Raw genomic sequence first — 20,963 nt, forward strand, 5'->3', positions numbered from 1 at the left:
GAGTTATCTCTCAAAGCGTGGCGCGTTTTTCGGCTTATTCGGGTCAATGGGTTGCGGATCAAGTTCCGCAATCGTGAGTGAATCTTCGATCAGGTATTTTTTCGCCACTGCCTGAATTTGTTCCGGGGTAATCGCCAGAATATTATCCACGTATTCATCCGCCAGCTTGTAACCCAAACCCACGGTTTCCAATGAACCCAACACATTCGCCTGATTTTGTTGGGAATCGCGCTCGTAGATTTCACTGGCAATCACTTGGGCTTTGACCCGCGACAACTCCTCAGCAGTCACTGGTTCGTTGCGGAGTTTTTCCACCTGTTCCAATAAGGCAGCTTTCACCGTTTCGAGTTTTTCGCCTTTGGTCGGCATTCCGCTTAAGCTGAATAAATCCGGCAAGCGCCCAAACCCGCTGTACCAAGCGCTGGCGCTGGAGGCGATTTCTTTGCCACGAATCAGTTCTTTGGATAAGCGCGAACTGTTACCGCCATCTAAAATACTGGCTAACATTTCCAGCGCATACGGCTCCCATTTTTCCTTGGCATTGACCATGGCGGGGACTTTGTAACCCATCAGAATGTACGGCAGTTCGGCAGGCGCTTTCACCTTAATGGTGCGCAAGCCTTTTTGCTCGACTTCGGTTTGCGGTTTAGGTGGAGGAATGTTTTCCGTCGGTTTGAGTGGACCATAATATTTTTTCGCCAGTTCTAGCACTTTTTCTGGCTCAACATCACCGACGACCACCAGCGTGGCATTATTGGGCGCGTACCAGCGTTCATACCAGGCTCGCAGGTCTTCAACTTGCATGGCGTCCAAATCTGCCATCCAACCGATGACCGGGTTTTTGTAGGGGCTATTGAGGAAAGCTACCCCCTCGAATTGCTCACGGGTCAAGGACGTGGGTTTATCGTCGGTACGCCAGCGGCGCTCTTCTTTGACCACTTCGAGTTCTTTTTTGAATTCGGCAGGCGGTAACGTGAGGTTACGCACCCGATCCGATTCCAAGTCAAACGCGACTTCCAGCCGATCGGCAGCAATCACTTGATAATAAGCGGTGTAGTCTTGCCCGGTGAATGCATTATCTTCCGCACCGTTTTCCGCGATGATGCGATTGAATTCGCCGGTGGGGTATTTTTCTGTACCCTTAAACATCATGTGTTCCAGCACGTGGGAAACCCCTGTCGAACCGTTCGGTTCATAGCTCGACCCCACTTTGTACCACAATTGCACCACGGCAATCGGCGCACGCTTATCCTGTTTCACCAGTACCTTCAAACCGTTATCCAGCTTGTATTCGTGGACGGGTACTTCTACCTTTACCCGCTCAATGGCGTGCGCTGTGGACACAAAAAAACCTGAAAATATGACAGAAACCGCTAGAATTGTTTTGATATTACGGTTTTGTCTGGCAAATGGTAGTATTCTTCGCATTCTCGCACCTGACGATAATAAAGCTGGACGGTCATTGTACGATGTTTGGATTCGGAAAGAAAAAAAAGCCGGAATTACCTGATGCCACCACGGTAGTTCCTCAAGCCCCTGCCCCAGCGGAAGGTTTGTTTGCGCGGTTAAAGCGCGGTCTGTCAAAAACCAGCCATGCCCTTACCGAGGGAATGGAAACGCTGGTGGTTGGCAAAAAGCAAATCGACGACGATGTGCTGGAGGAGCTGGAAACGCGCTTACTTACCGCCGACGTCGGCATGGAAGCGACCCGCGAAATCATGAGCGACCTTACCAGCCGCGTGAAACGCGCGGAACTTGCGGATATGGATGCGCTGATGCAAGCGCTCTACAATAAAATGCACCGCATTCTGCGCCCTGCCGCACAACCCTTGGAAATCGACGGCTCACACCAGCCCTTTGTGTTGCTCATGGTCGGCATCAATGGCGCGGGTAAAACCACCACGATTGGCAAACTGGCGAAAAAATTCCAACAAGACGGCAAATCGGTGATGTTAGCGGCGGGTGACACTTTCCGTGCTGCCGCCGTGGAGCAGCTCACCGTCTGGGGCGAACGCAATAATATTCCGGTGATTGCGCAAGGCAGTGGTGCGGATTCCGCGTCGGTGATTTTCGATGCGTTTCAAGCCGCCAAAGCGCGTAAAATCGACGTATTGCTGGCGGATACTGCCGGACGCTTGCACACTCAAACCAATTTGATGGATGAGCTGAAAAAGGTCAAACGGGTTATTCAGAAATTCGACGGCACTGCACCGCATGAAATCATGCTGATTGTGGATGCCAGCATTGGTCAAAATGCTTTGGTACAAGCCAAACAATTCAACGAAGCATTGGGGCTGACGGGAATCACCGTCACAAAACTGGACGGAACTGCCAAAGGCGGGATTCTGTTCGCGATTGCCCAACAACTTAACATTCCGGTACGCTTTATTGGCGTGGGTGAAAGCATCGACGACTTGCAAGAATTTGATGCGTATGAATTCACCAGCGCCCTGCTCGCCGGAAACGACTGAGCCACATGATTGAATTCAAACAGGTTAGTAAGAAATACCCCACGGGGCAACTCGCCCTTTACAATATCAACCTGACGCTGGAAGCCGGTGAAATGGTATTCATCACCGGGCATTCCGGTGCAGGCAAAAGTACTTTATTGAAACTGGTCGCGATGCTCGAACGCCCCAGCAAAGGCGAAGTGCTGATCGGTGGGCGTTCCTTGAGCAAATTGGGGCGTAGCCAAATCCCCAACTACCGCCGTCGCATTGGATTCATTTTCCAAGACCCCCACTTATTGTACGACCGCACCGTGTTCGACAATATCGCCCTGCCCTTGCGGATTGCCGGTATGGGGCAAAGCGAAACCCGCCGCCGCGTGCAAGCCGCGCTGGATAAAGTCGGGCTAACCGGGCGCGACACTACCTTTCCCCTGATGCTTTCCGCCGGGGAAAAACAACGGGTTGGCATTGCTCGTGCGATGGTCAATAAACCCACCATCATTCTGGCGGACGAACCCACCGGCAACCTCGACCCGGAACTCGCGCAAGACATTATGTTTACCTTTGCGCAATTCAACGAACTCGGTGCCACGGTCATGATTGCCAGCCACGACCACGCCTTGGTGGAACGCATGAAAAAACGCACCATCGTCTTACAAAAGGTGGACTAATGGCGAACCCCAGCAATAAGAAAACTCCCCCAAAACGCAATGCAGCCTCCAGCGCTAACCCGTTGAGCGCTTGGTGGAATCAGCAATCCAGTGCCATCCACTTCAGCATGGAACGCCTGTGGTTCAACCCTATCTCCACGTGGATCACGCTGGCGGCGATTGCGATTGCCTTATCCTTGCCCACCAGCTTGCATTTACTGCTGAAAAACATGCAAACCTTGACGGCAGATAAGCGCGAAGTCCCCACGATTACGCTCTTCCTCAAACAATCGGTATCCGAACAGCAAGCCAAAGACCGTGCGGAATTGCTGTCTGAATTGCGCGAAATCGATAATGTACGGGTGGTCACACGCGAGGAAGCGCTGGCAGATTTCCGCAAAATCACCGGCTTTGCCCAAACGCTGGAAACGTTGGATGAAAACCCCTTGCCCCATGTACTGATTTTGACCCCGCGCCTCAGTCTGCTCGGCGATTTGGAAATGGATGTGGCAGGTTTATCCAAAAAACTCAAAGCCTACCCCGAAGTCGATGATGTGCAAATTGACGTGGAATGGGTGCAACGCCTGCGCGGGATTTTACGCATTGCCGAACGCATTGTGCTGGTGGTTGCTATCTTGCTGGGGCTAACCGTGCTGCTGGTGGTCGGTAACACCATCCGGCTCGATATAGAAAACCGCAAGGAAGAAATCCGCGTCACGCAATTGATCGGTGCCACCAATGCCTATATCCGCCGCCCCTTTATTTACAATGGTATCTGGCTGGGATTGTTTGGCGGCGTACTAAGCTTGGTCATTGTCCACGTCGCGCTGTTATTCCTGGTCGAACCGGTGACTAAACTCGCCAGTTTGTATGGCAGCACGTTTATCCTCAGTGGTATTGATGTGCTGATGACCCTGAAAATTCTACTCGCCAGCAGCGTGTTAGGCGTTATCGGCTCATGGTTAGCTGTCGGGCGTTATTTATGGCAAAGTGATGATGCCATTAAATAAAATAATGATAAATTAATAATAAAAAACATTAATTACAGTTAAGGTTGATTTTTATATCAACTTGGCTTACCTTAACGCTGTATGAATATTGTTCTGAGTGTTAAAGGGCTTGTTTTATGTTAAGTACATCCAAAGCGTTAGTGATTACATCACCACCGCGTCCATTTTCGCAAAAACACCATTTTGATTGGCTAAAACAAAGCCGCATGGGTTGCCCCAGTTGCCGCAGCGCCTACGTCATGGCAGTGCGCCGCACTTGGTATGAAAAACTCATTACCCGCCAACACAAATTCTGGTGTCAGGATTGCGGCGAGAAATTCTGGAAGAAGGATTGATCCCCATCAATTGAGCAAGCGTGGCACAGCCTGCAACAGCTTCTGTGTGTACGCATCTTGGGGATTACCGCATACCGCAGCGGTAGTCCCCCGCTCCACAATCTTGCCTTTGTACATCACCACCGTTTGATCGCTTAAGTATTCCACCACCCCGATATTGTGCGTAATAAACAGCAAGGTCAGGTTATGTTCCGCACGGATTTTTAGCAGCAATTGCAAGATTTCCGCTTGCACGGACACATCCAATGCGCTGGTAATTTCATCACAGACGATGAATTCGGGGTTCAACACCAAAGCACGCGCCAAACCAATCCGCTGACGTTGCCCGCCGGAAAATTCGTGCGGGTAACGCCACAACGTGTCACGCGGAAGCTGCATATCCTCCAGAATCTGCGCGGCACGTTCGATGCGTTCCTCATGGTTTGCGCCGATGCCGTGGGCTTTCAGCGGCTCAGTTAAGGTGGTTTCGATCAGCAAACGCGGATTCAGCGACGATTGCGGATCTTGGAAGGCAATCTGCATTTTCGGGCGCAGGGGGCGTAATTCCCGCGCCGATAAGCCGACCAATTCCTGCCCGTGAAGCTGAATACTGCCGGAAGTCGGCTTTTCTAACTGTAATACCGCCCGCCCCAAGGTGGTTTTGCCGCAACCGGATTCACCCACCAATGCCACGATTTGCCCTTGCGGAATATCGAGAGAGACATCATCGACGGCGCGTACATGGTCAACCGTGCGGCGCAGAATGCCTTTTTTGATAGGGAACCAGACGTTTAGGTGGCGGATGGAGAGGAGAGGTAGGTCGGACTTCAGTCCGACATCTTCTACATGATTTATGACGGAAATTGTCGGACTAAAGTCCGGCCTACTGGATCGACGGCGAGCTAAATTCTCCGGCACTGCCGCGAGCAATTGCCGCGTGTAAGCGTGTTGCGGCTGACGCAACACTTGCGCCGTACTACCGACTTCCACCAAGCGCCCTTGCTGCATCACGCCGACTTGTTGCGCCATTTGTGCGACCACGCCGAAATCGTGGGTGATAAACAGCGTGCTCATGCCGGTATCGTCTTGCAGTTGGCGCAGCAGGCGCAAAATTTCAGCCTGTACAGTCACATCCAGCGCGGTGGTCGGTTCGTCGGCAATCAGCAATTCCGGTTCGCACGCAAGCGCCATTGCAATCATCACCCGTTGGCGTTGCCCGCCGGACAATTGGTGCGGAAAATCACGGAAACGTTCACGTGCCTTGGGGATTTGCACCTGTTCCAGCGCTAACATTGCCCGTTCTATCGCATCCGCCTCGCTCATCGACGGGTGGTGCAATTGCAAGGCTTCGGTAATCTGTTCGCCCACCGAAAATACCGGGTTAAGCGAGGTCATCGGCTCTTGGAAAATCATCGCAATTTGCGAACCGCGAATGTGCTGCAATGCCGTTTCGGGTTGGGTAAGAATATCCTGCCCATTAAACAGGATTTCGCCGCCGGGGTGCGAAGCAATATCCTGCGGCAATAAGCGCATCACCGACAACGCCGTAATCGACTTGCCACTGCCCGATTCGCCGACCAAACAAAACGTTTCGCCTTTGGGGATGCTAAAACTCACATCATCGACCGCTTTCACGGTGCGCCCATCACTCTGCAAATAAGTACGCAGGTTGCGAATCTCCAGTAGGGGCGGTTCGTGAACCGCCCTTACCCCCGCCAGATCCTCATTCATACCCACAGTCATGCCCCTACCCCCGCCTTGCGCGACAATTTCGGATCAATCGCATCGCGGAAGGCTTCCCCAATCAGATTGTACGCAAACACCGTGAAGAAAATCGCGCCACCGGGGAATGCCGCCATCCACCAATTGAAGGTGGACGATTTCACCGCCTGATCCAACATTTGCCCCCAAGACGGCTCGCCAACCAACCCTAACCCCAAGAAACTCAAGGTCGCTTCCGCCAAAATCGCCGACGCCACCCCAAAACTCACCGCGACCAGCAAGGGTGCGACCCCATTCGGCAACATGTGGCGGAACAAAATCGAGGTCAAGGGCAGACCACTCGCAACCGCCGCTTGCACATACTCTTGCTGGCGCAATTTGAGGAACTCGGCACGCACATAACGCGCATACCCCGACCAACTGGTCAGACCGATAATAATCATCATCATGTACAAACTGCGCCCAAAAAACGCCACAAACGTCAGCAGCAAAAACAGCGTAGGAATCGCCTCAAAAATTTCCACCAAACGCATTCCGAGCATATCCACCACGCCAGAAAAATAGCCCATTAACCCGCCCAGAATCACCCCGATCACCAGCGCAATGCCGGTCGCAATCAGCCCAATACTCAAGGCAATGCGCGACGCGTGAATCATACGACTGAACACATCCGCACCATTTTCCTCCGTTCCCATCAAATGAAAGCGCTCGGTGGAAGCTAACGGCGCTTCCAAACCGTGTTCGGGGTAATCGCGCAAATAATCGGTGGGCGCGTAAGGCACAGGCGGCATAATGCGCCAATCGACCTCGGTGTACGCAGGAGTGCGGAATTCGTCGTAAATTTTCACCGCTGGCGGTTTTACCAGCCAATTGGCTAACAATGCTGCCAGCAAAGTTCCGGCAATGAACAGCACTACCCGCTTGCCGCCACTCAAGGGCAACCACGCCAACAGCAGCGCCAGCGCAAACATTGCCAACACCAAGGCATCTTCCGCCGTTAAATACGCCAATACCGGCGCAGACAACACCCCGTCTTTGCTCATTAGCAAGGGCATGGAGTTGGCTAAGAATGGTGCAAATACCCCCATGAAAATCAACACCCCCACCCACGCAAAGCCGAGTTTCACCCCGACACCCTGCCAAGTTTTTAGCCAAATACGTCGGGAAAACGATTCGCGGCTGACCGCCTGTGCGCTTATTTTAGTCATACGACACCCTCGGATCCACCAACGTGTAACAAAAATCGGCAATCAAATAGCCAATCAGGGTCAAAAAACCGCTGATCCAAGTAATCGACAGCACCAATTCGCGGTCACGCCCTTTCACCGCCTCGACGGCCAATTGCCCCATGCCATTAATACTGAAAATGTTTTCCACAATCAGCGACCCCGCCAATAAGCTTGGCAATAACCCGGCGGAGACGGTAATCAACGGCAACAGGCTATTGCGGAACACGTGTTTCCACAACACCTCCTCTTCCGCCAGCCCTTTGGCGCGTGCAGTGCGGGCATAATCGGCTTGCAGATTTTCCAACACCGAGGTGCGCGTGAGTTTTGCCAACCCCGCAAATCCGGCGTAAGACAAACAAATGACCGGCAATACCAAATGCCAGAGGCGATCCAATAAGTAACCGGGGACAAATTCTCCCCCTAACATATGCGGCAAAAACGGCATGTCTTGCGCGGCACGACTGGAAATCCCCGCCGTTGGAAACCACTGAAAATATTGCGTATTAGCAAAAAACCCCAGCAATAGCACCCCCGCCAACATGGTCGGAATCGACCACAACGCCAGCATCGACACACCGGAGGCAATATCAAAGCGCCCGCCCCTATCCGTCGCCGCTTTCACCCCAACCACAATCGCAATCACGTAAATCAACGGCAAACTCACCAAATTGAGCAGCAAGGTAATGGGAATGCGTTCCGCCAGAATCTCGCTGACCGGTCGCCCATACATAAAGCTATTGCCCAGATCCATGCCTTTGGTGAAGGAAAAGCCGGTGAATGCGCCTTCCGCATCTTGGGTAAAACCAATCGGGGAAACATTGTTGAGCCAACGTAAATACTGGAGTGGCGCGGGTTGATCGAGGCCATAACGCTGGTTGTAATAGGCAGTCAGCGCGGCTTTTTCCTGCGGGTTCATATCCGCACCGCCGACCAGCGATTGCGCGGTAATGCCACCGGGGGAAAGTGCCATGACGGTAAACACGACAATCGTGATCCCCAACAGCGTGGGGATCATCAAGAGTAAACGGCGCAGGAGGTATGTTAGCAAGTTCTTTTATCCTGACTGGTGGTGGAAGGGTTCAGAGTACACAACCCCTCTACAATCGTCTAGTATGTGACCGCCATCACAGGCATAATCGTCGCAGCGCATTAAGCCATGGTATATCTAAATTAACAGCGCTTACCGATGCCGACCATGACAAGGCAGGGCGGTAGCGCGTTTAGCGCGTTTAGCGCGTTTAGCGCGTTTAGCGCGTTTAGCGCGTTTAGCGCGTTTAGCGCGTTTAGCGCGTTTAGCGCGTTTAGCGCTGGCATATTCGTCTTTTTTTGCTGTATATCGGTAAAGAAGGCTGCTGTCCTCGGTCAGAACCGTGATTTGGAGCAGCAGCTCAAGGAGACGAAAAAGGAGAAGGTGTCCCCTCCTAACCTCCCCTGATAAGGGGAGGTTAGGAGGGGTTTCTTTTGCGCTCAGGGCGCGGGTAAGTGGTGGACTCACGAACTCCGTGGGCTGAGCGAAGTCGAAGCCCTGTACCCCGTGAATGAAGGTAGCGCAACTGAATACCGCACAGTCACCGATTGCCGATGATGACATTATCCACCGTAACTCACGGGTAGTGGGGATTTATCGGCTGATTATGCCAGCCCCTCTGAACTAAACTCAAATAAAAACGCCAAAAATAGTTGTTTCTGATAAAATTTCAGATTCACTGAAGATTTTTCGGATTTGAGCATGAGTTTAGTCGGTTACGCATACTTAGTAGAGCAGTTAACGTTAGCTGTCAAACCCGTCTCACCGGTTGCACAAGTATCGGGAACAGTCAGCCAACGTATTGAAGCTCAGGGGAAGTTGCTGTTTCCGCACGGTGTCGCGTTGCAGGATACGCCACTGGGACACCTGGAGTTTGCCATCAAGCATGAAGGCATTAATCTGGAAGTGATTGATGCAGCATTTGAGCATATCCAACCCGCTGAGCTATTGAACCGCCTCGCCCAAACACCCAATGGGGAAAGCATCCGACGTTTGTGTTTTTTGTGGGAATGGTTACGCGGGGATTCGCTGGATGCGCCCACGACACCGACGGGTAAATACATCGATCTGTTTCCCAACGACATTTATTTTACTGCCCAACATGGGGAGCGACACAAAACCTATCGAATCACCAATAATGCCCTAGGAAATGCTCAGTTTTGCCCCACTGTTAGGCGGGATGTGCTGGCTGGCAAGGCAACATTGGAAAGTTTGTTAGCGCAAGCACATCAACTGTTTTACCAAGGGCATTCGGCAGCGGTTTATCAACGGGCTATCCATTATCTGTATCTGTCGGAAACCCGTAGCAGTTTTGCCATTGAGAAAGAGACACCCAGCGCCCAGAAAGAAGAACGGTTTGTGCAGTTATTGCAACGGGTGCATGAATACCCGCAACTGACAGAAGATGATCTGGTCATTTTGCAAAATGCCGTGGTACGGGATGTGTATAGTCAGGAAGCCAGTTACCGCTGGCGACAAAACTGGCTGGAAAACAGTTTGGGCAGGGTTACGTATTTCCCCCCACCGCCCGCTGTGTTACAGCACTTAATGCAAGGTTGGGAAACGTTTACCAATGATAGCCAACGCGGCGTTGATATACTGGTGCAGGCAGCTTGCGCGGCGTTTGGGTTTGTTTACCTGCACCCGTTTATGGATGGCAATGGGCGCTTACACCGTTTTATGTTTCATCAGGTATTGGCACGACACCCGCAGCTACCCGCCGATATGATTGTGCCGGTTTCGGCGGTGATTATGCAAAATATCCCGGCTTACCATGAAGTACTGACGGGGTTTTCGCAGCCGATCACAAGGCTTTGGGATTATCGACGGGCAGAGATTGAGCCTTACATCCTTAAAGCAGCGGATAGCCGCAGCTACCGTTTTTTTAATGCCGACCGTGAAGTGGCCTTTCTGCATCAGATGTTGCAGCAAGCGATTGAAGTCGAAATGCCTCAGGAAATGGCTTGGCTCGATGGCTATGATCAAGCCACCACTGCGCTGGAGCAGCGTTTTGATTTGCCGAAGAAAGACATAGCAGCATTGGTGCGGATGGCTTGGGGCAATGGCGGAGATCTCTCGAAACATCGGCGCAAGCAGTATGCACATTTGCCCGATAGTGTGTTGGATGAAGTGGAGACAGTGGTTCGACAAGCTTTCCAGTTTGGAAATGACTAAGCCGAAACGCTATTTGCAGCCCTTCCCCTGCCCTGCTAACCTCACAGCATCGTGGATAACAGGATAGCAATGATGAGCGCATTACCTAAAGTTACTTACATTTCCCCGGAAGAATACTTGTTAGGGGAAAATGACCGCTCTGATGGCATACGGTATGAATACGTCAACGGGCAGACTTATGCGATGGCAGGGGCAAGCAGGAATCATAACCGTGTTGCTGGAAGTTTCTTTGCACGTTTATTCAATCACCTAGATGGCGGGCACTGCGAAGTATTTCAGACTGACATGAAAGTTGGCATCCGCTCGCTACGAGAAGATCACTTTTACTACCCAGATGTGCAAGTGACCTGTGAGGATGAAACGGATAAATATTACAACAGTTCGCCTTGTTTGATTGTTGAAGTCTTGTCTGAGAGCACGGCGCGGACAGATCGCACCGAGAAATTGACCGCGTATACATTACTGCCTTCCTTGCAAGAATATGTGTTGTGTTCGCAAGATTTTCCAGCCATTGAAATGTACCGCAAACGCACAGAGTGGCAGGTGGAGCGTTATGTGGGTGGGCAAAACCTCATGCTCGAATCGGTTGGGCTGGAGATAGCAGTGAATGATTTGTATGGTTTTTTGCTGAGTGAGAAGCAGACTTAAAGCACTTGTCTTGCCCTTCGACTCCCCTTCGACAGGCTCAGGGCGCGGGTAAGTGGTGGACTCGCGAACTACCGCGAGGCATCCGTGGGCTGAGCGTAGTCGAAGCCCCACTTCACCACCAACAGATAAACACTCATGGATGTGGATGAATTGATTGCGGATGTGAGATTCAAGCCTGCTACAGAGGTGGAGGATGGGTTGGAGCGGTTTGTGCGGTGGTATCGGGATTACTATTGATATAGCGCTTGGGAGTGACTGAGCCAATCAGCTACACTTGCTAGCATGAATTCATGAATAGACATAACACTATGCAAGCACTTGAAATCCTTGATCGCATTCATAACGGTGAAGATAGCACCACCCAATTTAAACAGGATGTCACCGACGCGAACCGGCTGGCGGAAGAGTTGGTTTCCTTCTCCAATGCCGAAGGTGGTTTATTGCTGATTGGGATTGGTGATGATGGCTCTGTGACAGGTCTGGATGAGGCACAAATCAGCCGCATCAACCAATTACTCAGCAATACCGCCAATGAAAATGTCAAACCGCCGATTTATCCACTGACGGAAGTACTTGGTATTCAGGGCAAACGCATCATAGCCGTGAGTGTACGCAAAGGTGAGAGTCGCCCTTACCAAACCAGCAAAGGGGTTTACTTTACCAAGTCAGGCAGTGATAAGCGCAAGATGTCGCCGGAAGAATTGCGGCGTTTGTTTGCGGAGTCTGCGCGGTTATTCGCTGATGAGGAAGCACTCCCCCGTAGTGACATCACTGACTTGAACACCGAAGCGTTTTACGACTTCTTAAGCACGGATAACCGCAGCGTTTATGAAGCGCTAAAACAAGGTCAGTTAACGCTGGCAACCGTCTTGCAAAATCTTGACCTGTTGCGGGACGACCATCTGACACTGGCTGGCAACCTGATTTTCGGTAAAACACCGCAACGTTTCAGCCCATCATTTTACGTGGATTGTGTGCATTTTGATGGCGATGATATTGGTGTTGACGGCTTTATTACCAAAGCAACGATCAAAGGCAGTTTGCGCCAACAATACGAAAGCACTATGCAGTTCTTACAAATTAACCTGCACCGCATCCCAACAGAATCAGGGTTCAATGCCCAAACAAAGCTGGAAATTGATGAGATGGTGTTGGGGGAGTTATTGGTGAATGCTTTGATACATCGGGATTACTACATACAATCCTCCGTCAAAGTGTTTGTGTTCAAAACGAGATTGGAAATCGTTAGTCCTGGCAAGTTGCCTAATTCACTCACGGTGGAAAAAATTAAACAGGGTTTGTCAGTCCACCGCAACCCTATTCTGAATTCGATTTGTAGGCGGGTGTTGCCTTATAGCGGTTATGGCAGTGGGATCAAGCGAGCGTTAGTTTTACAACCGAACTTGATATTGGTCGATGATCGAGATAAGGAAGAGTTCCGGTGCGTGATACCGCGTTGAAGAGATTACAGGTAATGACATTCCTCTAAAAGAACCTCACCCCAACCCCTCTCCTTGACAGGAGAGGGGCTAAGAAATGCGACTCTTTCTCCCCCTCGCCTGTCAAGGAGAGGGGGCGGGGGGTGAGGTTCTTCATGAATATTCAAATCTCGGCGAGGTCGGGTATATTGCAAATGCCCTTCGACTGCGCTCAGGGCGCGGGTAAGTGGGCTTATACGAAAACGCCGTACATCGCCTATACTCGTGCTTTCAAGCCCATCAGCACGGTCAGCACCTAAACCATGAAAAGCCAAACGCCTAACAGCAAATATTCCAGCACCAAGGACATTACCAGAGACGAAAAATATGCTTACTCAAATTGATGTATCGCGCTTGCCGTCTTACCAATGGGGACGGGAAGATGCCCGGAATGAATTCAAAACACTGTTGGCAGAAACAGATAGTGTGTTGCAAGAAAAAGAGAACTTGCTTAAACAGGCTTCACAAGAAAAAGACCAGCAAACACTCAGCATGATCGAACTAGCCAGACTAACTAGAAAAAAATACCTATCAGGACATAAAGAAACCCCTCCCCAGCCCTCCCCTTATCAGGGAAGGGAGCAAGAAGGAGAAGGTGTCCTCTTGTTCCTCTCCTGATAAGGGGAGGTTAGGAGGGGTTTCTTTTGCGCTCAGGGCGCGGGTAAGTGGTGGAATCGCGAACTACCGCGAGGCATCCGTGGGCTGAGCGAAGTCGAAGCCCTGTTCGGCGTGAATTTTACTCTCCACAATTGACTAGAATGTGACCGCCATCACAGGCATAATCCCCTTATTCCATTAAGCTATGGTACATATCACACGAACACTTAGCTGATGCCGACTATGACAAGGTAGGGCGGTAGCGTGCTTAATGCGGGCTTACATTTTCTGTTTTTTGATTTGATACTGATAATGACGAGGTAGGGCGGTAGCGTGTCTGGCGCTGGCATATTCCTCACTTATTTGAAATAACCACTATGAAAATTGCTATTGCCGGAACGGGCTATGTTGGGCTATCCAATGCGTTGCTGCTTTGGATACTGTGCCGGATGAGGTGCTATCGGCGAGTGCGTAAAGAGGTTGGGCTGGATGCTCTGCGGTAAACAAGAATACGGCATATACCATCGGCACATGAGAATTAGGTTTCCTTGGCAGGGTTCCCCGTGAATTTTAGTCCCCACAATTGACTAGAATGTGACCGCCATCACAGGCATAATCCCCACATTCTATTAAGCTATGGTACATCTAAATTAACAGCGTTTACTGATGCCGACCATGACAAGGTAGGGCGGTAGCGTGCTTGATGCGGGCTTACATTTTCTGTTTTTTGATTTGATACTGATAATGACGAGGTAGGGCGGTAGCGTGTCTGGCGCTGGCATCAACACCTCATTTCTAAATGTTTCAACCCTAGATTCACATCACTATGAAAACTATTGAAGAATCCACTCTCGCCATTATCGGCTTGGGATACGTCGGGCTACCGTTGGCTGTCGAATTTGGCAGAATCCTCCCCACTATTGGCTTTGACATTAATAAAGCCCGGATTGAGGAACTCAAAAGTGGTAATGACCATACACTGGAAACCACGCCAGAAGAGTTACAAGCGGCGAAGCACTTAAGTTACACCGCGCAGTTGGACGATTTGCGTGATGCCAATGTTTTCATCGTGACAGTGCCAACACCGATTGATGAACATAAACGCCCTGACCTCACCCCGCTGATCAAAGCCAGTGAGAGCCTTGGCAAGGTGATCAAACGTGGCGATGTGGTGATTTACGAATCCACCGTCTACCCCGGTGCGACAGAAGAAGATTGCATTCCGGTGATTGAGCGTGTGTCTGGGCTGACGTTTAACGTGGATTTTTTTGCTGGCTATTCGCCAGAGCGCATTAACCCCGGTGACAAAGAGCATCGCTTGCCAACCATTAAGAAGGTGACTTCTGGTTCTACCCCTGACGTAGCGGATTTTGTGGATGCGCTGTATCAACGCATTATCACCGCAGGCACACATAAAGCGACCAGCATTAAAGTGGCGGAAGCTGCCAAAGTCATTGAGAACACTCAGCGCGATTTGAATATTGCTCTGATCAATGAGTTGGCAGTGATTTTTAACCGTATGGGTATTGATACCGAATCCGTGTTGTTGGCAGCGGGTACAAAATGGAATTTTTTGCCCTTCCGACCCGGTTTGGTTGGCGGGCATTGCATTGGAGTTGACCCGTATTACCTGACCCATAAAGCGCAATCATTGGGTTATCACCCGGAAGTGATTCTGGCGGGGCGGCGTATTAATGACGGCATGGGGGCTTATGTGGTGTCGCAACTGATCAAGGCGATGTTGAAGCAGCGTATTCAGGTTGAAGGCGCGAAAGTGCTGGTGATGGGCTTGACATTTAAAGAAAACTGCCCAGATTTACGTAATACTCGTGTAGTCGATATGCTGAAAGAGCTTTGTGAATTTGGCATTACAGCCGATGTGTATGACCCTTGGGTATCGGTTGAAGAGGCGCAGCACGAATACAACATTACTCCAATAAGTAAACCGCAACAAAGCACTTATGATGCGATTATCTTAGCGGTTGGGCATCAGCAATTTAAGGAAATGGGCATAGATGGCATTCGCGGTTTAGGGAAAAACGTGCATGTGCTGTATGACTTGAAATATGTGTTCCCTGCCGATGCTTCGGATTTGAGATTGTAAAAAAACCCCTCACCCTAACCCTCTCCCTCAAGGAGAGAGAGAACAAGAGATATTCTGATGACTGCTTATGAAACTTTACTTGCTACCCTTCCCTCACAGCCTAAGACTTGGTTGATTACGGGTGTTGCGGGGTTTATTGGTTCTAACTTGCTGGAGACTTTGCTGAAGCTTAATCAGCGGGTGGTGGGCTTAGATAACTTTGCAACTGGGCATCAGCATAATCTGGATGAGGTACAAAGCCTTGTTAGTGGTGAGCAGTGGGCAAACTTCCGGTTTATACGCGGGGATATTCGTAATTTAACAGATTGTCAAAGTGCGATGCGTTTCTTGCCCCCCTCTACCTCTGGGAGAGGGGTTGGGGGTGAGGGTCTTCCTGTGGACTATGTACTGCACCAAGCGGCGTTAGGCAGTGTGCCACGTTCATTGGAAGACCCGATCACCACGAATGGCACTAATATTGATGGTTTTTTGAATATGCTGGTGGCGGCGCGGGATGCACAAGTAAAACGCTTTGTGTATGCGGCTTCTAGCTCTACGTATGGGGATCACCCTGCCCTGCCTAAAATTGAGGAAAACATTGGTAAGCCATTGTCGCCGTATGCGGTCACTAAGTATGTGAATGAGTTGTATGCGGATGTGTTTGCACGGGCGTATGGGTTTAATACGATTGGGTTGCGGTATTTCAATATCTTCGGCAAACGCCAAGATCCGAATGGGGCGTATGCGGCAGTGATTCCCAAGTGGATTGCCAGCATGATTAAGAACGAACCTGTTTATATTAATGGGGATGGTGAGACCAGTCGGGACTTTTGTTATATCGACAATGCGGTACAGGCGAATTTACTGGCAGCGACGACGGAAAATAGTGAAGCAACGAATCAGGTGTATAATGTGGCAATAGGTGATCGCACCACGCTGAATGAATTGTTTTGGCATTTGCATGAGAACTTGTTGCCACGGTTTGCACATTTACAAGAGTTTGAGCCGACCTATCGGGATTTTCGGGCGGGGGATGTAAGACACTCACTAGCAAACATTGATAAAGCAAAAATAAATTTTGATTATAGACCTTCACACAAAATCATTGATGGTTTGAAAGAGTCAAAAGCATGGTATATCCAAAAACTAGGTTAATAAAAAACTATATAAAAGATAACTCACTATGAAAATAATAAAGAAAGCGATCAAGAACTCATATTACTATTTGTATGCGACATTCAATCATGAAGGTTTCGCTAAAAAAATAGGTGTAAAAATGGGGAGTAATGTACATATTTATGGAAACCCATTTTCTATGTTTGGAACTGAACCTTGGTGTATAACATTAGGCAATCATGTACATATAACTAGGGAAGTTTTATTCATAACTCATGATGGTGGCACTTTACTTTACCGTCACTTGATTCCAGACCTAGAAATAACCAAACCAATTACCGTTGGAAATTATGTGTATATAGGTGTCAGAAGCATCATTCTTCCTGGTGTTAACATTGGTAGCAACTGCATAATAGCAGCAGGCTCTGTTGTGACAAAAGACATACCTGATAACTCTGTTTTTGGGGGAGTTCCTGCTAAATATATTAAGTCATCAAATGAATACCTTGAAAAAATCAAACTAGAATCTTTAAAATTAGGACATTTAAAAAGTGAAGAAAAAGATAAAGCACTGAAAGATTTTTTCTCAAAAAAAAATAAATAACAGCTTTTATATTAAAACGCCCAAGATGAAATATCTACCAATAAAATTCCATATAACTTATATTATATTTACTTTATTATTCAGCTTTTTTGGTCCCAGAGAGTATCTTAATTATGAAAAAACATTAGTAGCTTTTTTTATAGCCATTTATTTGCTATCAGTATCAATAGGATTTTATTTGGGCTACAATTCTAAGCTGCATATTACATCACATACCGATAACAAAGACTTAATATTTAAAATATTTAAATATAGTTTACTCACAAGTATTACCCTAATAATAATCAACATGTTTTATCAGAGTATGCAAGGAAGGCTAAATCTTAACATATTTGAAATGGGTAAAAATTATACCAATTATTATGAGTATTACTATGAAAAGAAAGAAACTGCTCAATTTAGCATTGAACTCTTATTATTAATCACCACCGCTATTCCCAAATTTATATCTCTATGTCTAGGTTTTTTCTTATTCGAGTCACTAAGAAGAAAATATAAGTATTATTTCATTCTTTTCATTATACTCATAATCTTATCGCAAACAGTCTCTGGTGGAAATCAAAAATCTCTAGGTGATATATTTATAATTGGTTCTATTGCAGCAACTATTAGGCTATATAAAATCAACGCAAGAAAAAGAAGAAAAATAATTAGCGCTATCGCAACAGCTTTTATTATACTTTTTCTAATTTTTTCTTATTCTCAATACTCTCGGCTAGATGCTAGAGATATTTCCGCATCTGATATAAATAACTATATGGCAGCTTATTCAAGCTTTAATGTAGATCACCCTATTTTCAGTTTATTAGGGGACAAGATGGGATTAGGTGTATCTGCATTTATAACGGGATACTTATCAGGAGGGTATTACGGTCTTTCTCAGTGCTTAACATTACCCTTCGAGTGGACATATGGTATTGGCAACTCTGTTGCGCTATCTTCATTCACTGAACTCTTGTTTAGCACAAACATTTATGAACAGACTTATTTATATAGAATGGAAGAGACATTTGGCATTCCCGGAAAAAGGGCGTGGCATACAATATTTCCCTGGCTTGCATCAGATGTATCTTTTTTTGGCATTCCACCCCTATTTGTAATGATTTCCTACTTTTATGGGAAAAGTTGGAAAGAAGTAATTATTTATAAAAATCCCATATCCTTGTTACTATTTTCACTACTATCCATACTGTTCATTTTTGTAGTTGCAAATAATCAAATTCTTCATGGATATGATTATTTACTTATTACATTTTTTGTAATCACAATCTATATTTTCAAGCATAAGAAATTCAATATAAAATGAAAAAATGGATCGGAGTCAATATAATAATAATTTTCATGGTAATTTTACTTGGGAAAATAATAAGCTTATTACGTAATATTGTTATATCTTACTATTTCGGAACATCTACAACATCAGATGCTTATTTTGCGGCAAATAATATACCTAGCATAATATACTTGGCTTTCATCTCAAGCTATTTAGTTTTACTAATACCTGAGCATGATAAGATAAAAATAAATAATGGATTAGTTGCAGCAAACAAGTTTGTTTCGCGGTATTTAACATTCGTAGTTGCGGTTTCTTTATCACTATCTATATTATGTTATTTTTTCATTGAGATTTTAATTGAAGTCGTTGCTCCAAATTTTAACCGTGAAACAAAAGAACTTGCATCATCTTTAGGTAGAATTCTCGTATTATCATTTCCATTTACAGCTATATGCCTATCACTGGCAGCCATCTCAAGTACACACAATAAATTTTATGCCCAGCATATTATTCCAATTTTTTCAGGGGTATTCACCATACTTGGTCTTTACCTGTTTGTTGGGCAATATGGAATTTACTCCCTTGCTGTAGCTGGTGTATTAGCAACTGTTATACAGGTAGTAATACAAATTTTAATTTCTAGGAGCCATTTTAAATATTCTTTTCAAAAAAGGCTATTGGACTCTAATATAAAAAGCATGTCGATACTTGTTCTACCAATATTTGTTGGATATTCAATAGATCAAATTAACCTACTCGCCAATAGCATTATCTCTTCAGGACTGGGTACAGGTAGTTTATCGGCGTTAACTTATGCACAAAATATACAGCTAACTATCCTTGGCACAGTCACAACTGCAATGATAACCGTTTTATATCCAAGGATGTCCAAACTTTCAAGTGAAAACAAGACGGAAGATTTAGTAAAAACAACATGGACTGGCATAAAGTATTTAATAATAATACTATTACCGGTTACATTCTACCTTGCTATTAATGTCGAAAGCTTAGTAAAAATAGTCTATTTTAGGGGTAAATTCGATGAGCTTGCATTAACTCAGACATCTAATATTTTATTATTTTACTTGATTAATATTTTACTTATCTCCACCAGAGAGTTTATCGTACGATATTACTACTTATTCAAAAGAACGACTTTTCCAATGATTGCAGGAGTAATTTCTGTATTTATCAACATCATTCTTAGTTATATGCTTGTTGCGGATTTTGGCGTATCTGGCTTATCATTTGCAAATCTTATAGCAACACTTTTAAGTTTATTACTATTGATCGGTGTTCTCTTCGCAAAAAGAGAAGTACTTCAAATATCTCAGGATGCAAGACAATTCTTTTTTCACATATTTATTTCAATGATGTTAATATCAGCTTTCCACTTTTCAATAAAAAACCATATTCACTCAGAAAATGCCATAGCATTCGGGAGTTGGTTTATAGTTTACTTGATAATTTTTTATGCAATTTTATTGCTGATACGCCAAAGAGAAGCGGTTCAAACATTCTCAATCATAAAGAGCAAGTTTATTTATGCAAAAAAATGAAACGTTATTAATTACTGGTGGCACTGGCTCTTTCGGCAACGCCGTCCTCCGCCGCTTCCTAAAAACCGACATCGCCGAAATCCGCATTTTCAGCCGTGACGAGAAAAAACAAGATGACATGCGGAAGAAGTATTCTAATCCCAAGCTGAAATTCTACATCGGCGATGTCCGCGACTACCAAAGCATCCTGAATGCCAGCCGTGGGGTCGACTACATCTTCCACGCCGCCGCACTAAAACAAGTCCCCTCCTGCGAATTTCACCCCATAGAAGCCGTTAAAACCAACGTCATGGGAACTGAAAATGTCTTGGAAGCCGCCATTCAAAATCAGGTAAAACGGGTAGTCTGCCTCAGCACTGATAAAGCGGTTTATCCCATCAACGCAATGGGTATATCTAAAGCGATGATGGAAAAAGTCATCGTGGCGAAATCACGCAACCTGAAAGGCACACAAACCACTATTTGCAGCACCCGCTACGGCAACGTCATGGCTTCCCGTGGCTCAGTCATCCCATTATTCGTAGATCAAATCCTCGCTGGCAAACCCATCACCATCACCGACCCCAACATGACCCGCTTCATGATGACCTTGGAAGATGCTGTGAACTTAGTGCTATATGCCTTTGAACACGGACAAAACGGTGACATTTTCGTCCAAAAAGCCCCCGCCGCCACCATTGAAGTCCTCGCTCAAGCACTACTAGGCATCATGGATAAACCCAACCACGAAGTACGCATGATCGGCACACGCCACGGTGAAAAACTGTATGAAGCCCTACTCAGCCGTGAAGAAATGCTCGCCGCCGAAGACATGGACGACTACTACCGCATCCCCCCCGATTTGCGTGACCTCAACTACAGCAAATTTGTGGAAGAAGGCGAATCCCGCATTGCCACCATCGAAGACTACAACTCCCACAACACCACTCGTCTGGATGTGGAAGGCATGAAAACCCTGCTACGCAAACTGACGTTTGTTAAAGCCCTAGAACGCGGCGAATACGTCCAGCCAGAGGAATAAATAC

General features: G+C 47.3%; 19 protein-coding genes. 15 read left to right on the forward strand and 4 right to left on the reverse strand.

The window, feature by feature from the left end; translation table 11 throughout:
* Positions 1 to 3: 3 nt before the first annotated feature.
* Positions 4 to 1,344, reverse strand: coding sequence for a M16 family metallopeptidase (locus tag L2Y54_RS20450; protein WP_236498659.1), 1,341 nt, complete (start codon positions 1,342 to 1,344; stop codon positions 4 to 6).
* 125 nt (positions 1,345 to 1,469) lie between these two features.
* Here L2Y54_RS20450 and ftsY point away from each other — a divergent pair, with 125 nt between their 5' ends.
* From ftsY to L2Y54_RS20470, 4 genes are all read left to right on the forward strand, one after another.
* Positions 1,470 to 2,471: a signal recognition particle-docking protein FtsY gene (gene ftsY, locus L2Y54_RS20455; RefSeq protein WP_236498662.1), complete on the forward strand. Its 1,002-nt coding sequence runs from the start codon at positions 1,470 to 1,472 to the stop codon at positions 2,469 to 2,471.
* 5 nt (positions 2,472 to 2,476) lie between these two features.
* Complete coding sequence (gene ftsE, locus L2Y54_RS20460) at positions 2,477 to 3,121, forward strand: cell division ATP-binding protein FtsE (RefSeq protein WP_236498664.1); 645 nt, start codon at positions 2,477 to 2,479, stop codon at positions 3,119 to 3,121.
* Positions 3,121 to 4,110: a permease-like cell division protein FtsX gene (gene ftsX / locus L2Y54_RS20465; protein WP_236498666.1), complete on the forward strand. Its 990-nt coding sequence runs from the start codon at positions 3,121 to 3,123 to the stop codon at positions 4,108 to 4,110. The genes ftsE and ftsX overlap by 1 nt, the downstream gene beginning before the upstream one ends.
* Before the next feature lie 116 nt (positions 4,111 to 4,226).
* On the forward strand, positions 4,227 to 4,445 hold the full coding sequence (locus L2Y54_RS20470; protein ID WP_236498668.1) for a hypothetical protein: 219 nt from the start codon (positions 4,227 to 4,229) through the stop codon (positions 4,443 to 4,445).
* Positions 4,446 to 4,451: 6 nt separating this feature from the next.
* On the opposite strand, the gene L2Y54_RS20475 is transcribed toward L2Y54_RS20470, so the two are convergent.
* Genes L2Y54_RS20475 through L2Y54_RS20485 form a run of 3 tightly spaced genes read right to left on the reverse strand, consistent with a single transcriptional unit; the run spans position 4,452 to position 8,423 of the window.
* Complete coding sequence (locus L2Y54_RS20475; protein WP_236498670.1) at positions 4,452 to 6,167, reverse strand: ABC transporter ATP-binding protein; 1,716 nt, start codon at positions 6,165 to 6,167, stop codon at positions 4,452 to 4,454.
* Entirely contained in the window at positions 6,164 to 7,354 is a 1,191-nt protein-coding gene (locus L2Y54_RS20480; protein ID WP_236498672.1) for an ABC transporter permease, read from the reverse strand. Before L2Y54_RS20480 ends, L2Y54_RS20475 begins: the two co-directional genes overlap by 4 nt.
* Positions 7,347 to 8,423, reverse strand: coding sequence for an ABC transporter permease (locus L2Y54_RS20485; RefSeq protein ID WP_236498673.1), 1,077 nt, complete (start codon positions 8,421 to 8,423; stop codon positions 7,347 to 7,349). Before L2Y54_RS20485 ends, L2Y54_RS20480 begins: the two co-directional genes overlap by 8 nt.
* Positions 8,424 to 9,104: 681 nt before the next feature.
* Here L2Y54_RS20485 and L2Y54_RS20490 point away from each other — a divergent pair.
* From L2Y54_RS20490 to L2Y54_RS20540, 11 genes are all read left to right on the forward strand, one after another.
* The gene (locus L2Y54_RS20490) at positions 9,105 to 10,577 is read left to right on the forward strand and encodes a Fic family protein (protein ID WP_236498675.1); all 1,473 of its coding nucleotides are present in this window, start codon (positions 9,105 to 9,107) and stop codon (positions 10,575 to 10,577) included.
* 69 nt (positions 10,578 to 10,646) lie between these two features.
* Entirely contained in the window at positions 10,647 to 11,225 is a 579-nt protein-coding gene (locus tag L2Y54_RS20495) for a Uma2 family endonuclease (RefSeq protein WP_236498677.1), read from the forward strand.
* A gap of 290 nt (positions 11,226 to 11,515) precedes the next feature.
* Positions 11,516 to 12,685 carry an RNA-binding domain-containing protein gene (locus L2Y54_RS20500; RefSeq protein WP_236498679.1) on the forward strand — a complete coding sequence of 390 codons (1,170 nt, stop codon included), beginning with the start codon at positions 11,516 to 11,518 and terminating at the stop codon, positions 12,683 to 12,685.
* Between the two features lie 134 nt (positions 12,686 to 12,819).
* The gene (locus L2Y54_RS20505) at positions 12,820 to 12,963 is read left to right on the forward strand and encodes a hypothetical protein (protein ID WP_236498681.1); all 144 of its coding nucleotides are present in this window, start codon (positions 12,820 to 12,822) and stop codon (positions 12,961 to 12,963) included.
* Positions 12,964 to 13,030: 67 nt separating this feature from the next.
* A complete protein-coding gene (locus L2Y54_RS20510) occupies positions 13,031 to 13,321 on the forward strand; it encodes a hypothetical protein (protein WP_236498683.1) in 291 nt (96 codons plus the stop codon).
* Positions 13,322 to 14,126: 805 nt separating this feature from the next.
* Positions 14,127 to 15,404 (forward strand): Vi polysaccharide biosynthesis UDP-N-acetylglucosamine C-6 dehydrogenase TviB, encoded by a 1,278-nt coding sequence (gene tviB / locus L2Y54_RS20515; RefSeq protein ID WP_236498684.1) that lies wholly within the window; start codon positions 14,127 to 14,129, stop codon positions 15,402 to 15,404.
* A 57-nt stretch (positions 15,405 to 15,461) separates the two neighbouring features.
* Positions 15,462 to 16,538 (forward strand): NAD-dependent epimerase/dehydratase family protein, encoded by a 1,077-nt coding sequence (locus tag L2Y54_RS20520; protein WP_236498686.1) that lies wholly within the window; start codon positions 15,462 to 15,464, stop codon positions 16,536 to 16,538.
* A 28-nt stretch (positions 16,539 to 16,566) separates the two neighbouring features.
* A complete protein-coding gene (locus tag L2Y54_RS21785) occupies positions 16,567 to 17,103 on the forward strand; it encodes an acyltransferase (protein ID WP_311196210.1) in 537 nt (178 codons plus the stop codon).
* Between the two features lie 337 nt (positions 17,104 to 17,440).
* Positions 17,441 to 18,409: a hypothetical protein gene (locus L2Y54_RS20530; protein WP_236498687.1), complete on the forward strand. Its 969-nt coding sequence runs from the start codon at positions 17,441 to 17,443 to the stop codon at positions 18,407 to 18,409.
* The gene (murJ, locus tag L2Y54_RS20535) at positions 18,406 to 19,938 is read left to right on the forward strand and encodes a murein biosynthesis integral membrane protein MurJ (protein WP_236498688.1); all 1,533 of its coding nucleotides are present in this window, start codon (positions 18,406 to 18,408) and stop codon (positions 19,936 to 19,938) included. Before L2Y54_RS20530 ends, murJ begins: the two co-directional genes overlap by 4 nt.
* Positions 19,925 to 20,959: a polysaccharide biosynthesis protein gene (locus L2Y54_RS20540; RefSeq protein ID WP_236498690.1), complete on the forward strand. Its 1,035-nt coding sequence runs from the start codon at positions 19,925 to 19,927 to the stop codon at positions 20,957 to 20,959. The genes murJ and L2Y54_RS20540 overlap by 14 nt, the downstream gene beginning before the upstream one ends.
* The last annotated feature ends 4 nt before the right edge of the window (positions 20,960 to 20,963 follow it).

Origin of the sequence: Thiothrix winogradskyi (assembly GCF_021650935.1) — a bacterium.
In the GTDB taxonomy this organism is placed as follows: domain Bacteria; phylum Pseudomonadota; class Gammaproteobacteria; order Thiotrichales; family Thiotrichaceae; genus Thiothrix; species Thiothrix winogradskyi.

Excerpts from the sequence above, each read along its gene's own strand:
- ftsY (WP_236498662.1), top strand. The coding sequence starts at position 1,470 with ATGTTTGGATTCGGAAAGAAAAAAAAGCCGGAATTACCTGATGCCACC.
- ftsE (WP_236498664.1), top strand. The coding sequence starts at position 2,477 with ATGATTGAATTCAAACAGGTTAGTAAGAAATACCCCACGGGGCAACTC.
- ftsX (WP_236498666.1), top strand. The coding sequence starts at position 3,121 with ATGGCGAACCCCAGCAATAAGAAAACTCCCCCAAAACGCAATGCAGCC.
- L2Y54_RS20470 (WP_236498668.1), top strand. The coding sequence starts at position 4,227 with ATGTTAAGTACATCCAAAGCGTTAGTGATTACATCACCACCGCGTCCA.
- L2Y54_RS20475 (WP_236498670.1), bottom strand. The coding sequence starts at position 6,167 with ATGACTGTGGGTATGAATGAGGATCTGGCGGGGGTAAGGGCGGTTCAC.
- L2Y54_RS20480 (WP_236498672.1), bottom strand. The coding sequence starts at position 7,354 with ATGACTAAAATAAGCGCACAGGCGGTCAGCCGCGAATCGTTTTCCCGA.
- L2Y54_RS20490 (WP_236498675.1), top strand. The coding sequence starts at position 9,105 with ATGAGTTTAGTCGGTTACGCATACTTAGTAGAGCAGTTAACGTTAGCT.
- L2Y54_RS20495 (WP_236498677.1), top strand. The coding sequence starts at position 10,647 with ATGATGAGCGCATTACCTAAAGTTACTTACATTTCCCCGGAAGAATAC.
- L2Y54_RS20500 (WP_236498679.1), top strand. The coding sequence starts at position 11,516 with ATGAATAGACATAACACTATGCAAGCACTTGAAATCCTTGATCGCATT.
- L2Y54_RS20505 (WP_236498681.1), top strand. The coding sequence starts at position 12,820 with ATGAATATTCAAATCTCGGCGAGGTCGGGTATATTGCAAATGCCCTTC.
- L2Y54_RS20510 (WP_236498683.1), top strand. The coding sequence starts at position 13,031 with ATGCTTACTCAAATTGATGTATCGCGCTTGCCGTCTTACCAATGGGGA.
- tviB (WP_236498684.1), top strand. The coding sequence starts at position 14,127 with ATGAAAACTATTGAAGAATCCACTCTCGCCATTATCGGCTTGGGATAC.
- L2Y54_RS20520 (WP_236498686.1), top strand. The coding sequence starts at position 15,462 with ATGACTGCTTATGAAACTTTACTTGCTACCCTTCCCTCACAGCCTAAG.
- L2Y54_RS21785 (WP_311196210.1), top strand. The coding sequence starts at position 16,567 with ATGAAAATAATAAAGAAAGCGATCAAGAACTCATATTACTATTTGTAT.
- L2Y54_RS20530 (WP_236498687.1), top strand. The coding sequence starts at position 17,441 with ATGGGTAAAAATTATACCAATTATTATGAGTATTACTATGAAAAGAAA.
- murJ (WP_236498688.1), top strand. The coding sequence starts at position 18,406 with ATGAAAAAATGGATCGGAGTCAATATAATAATAATTTTCATGGTAATT.
- L2Y54_RS20540 (WP_236498690.1), top strand. The coding sequence starts at position 19,925 with ATGCAAAAAAATGAAACGTTATTAATTACTGGTGGCACTGGCTCTTTC.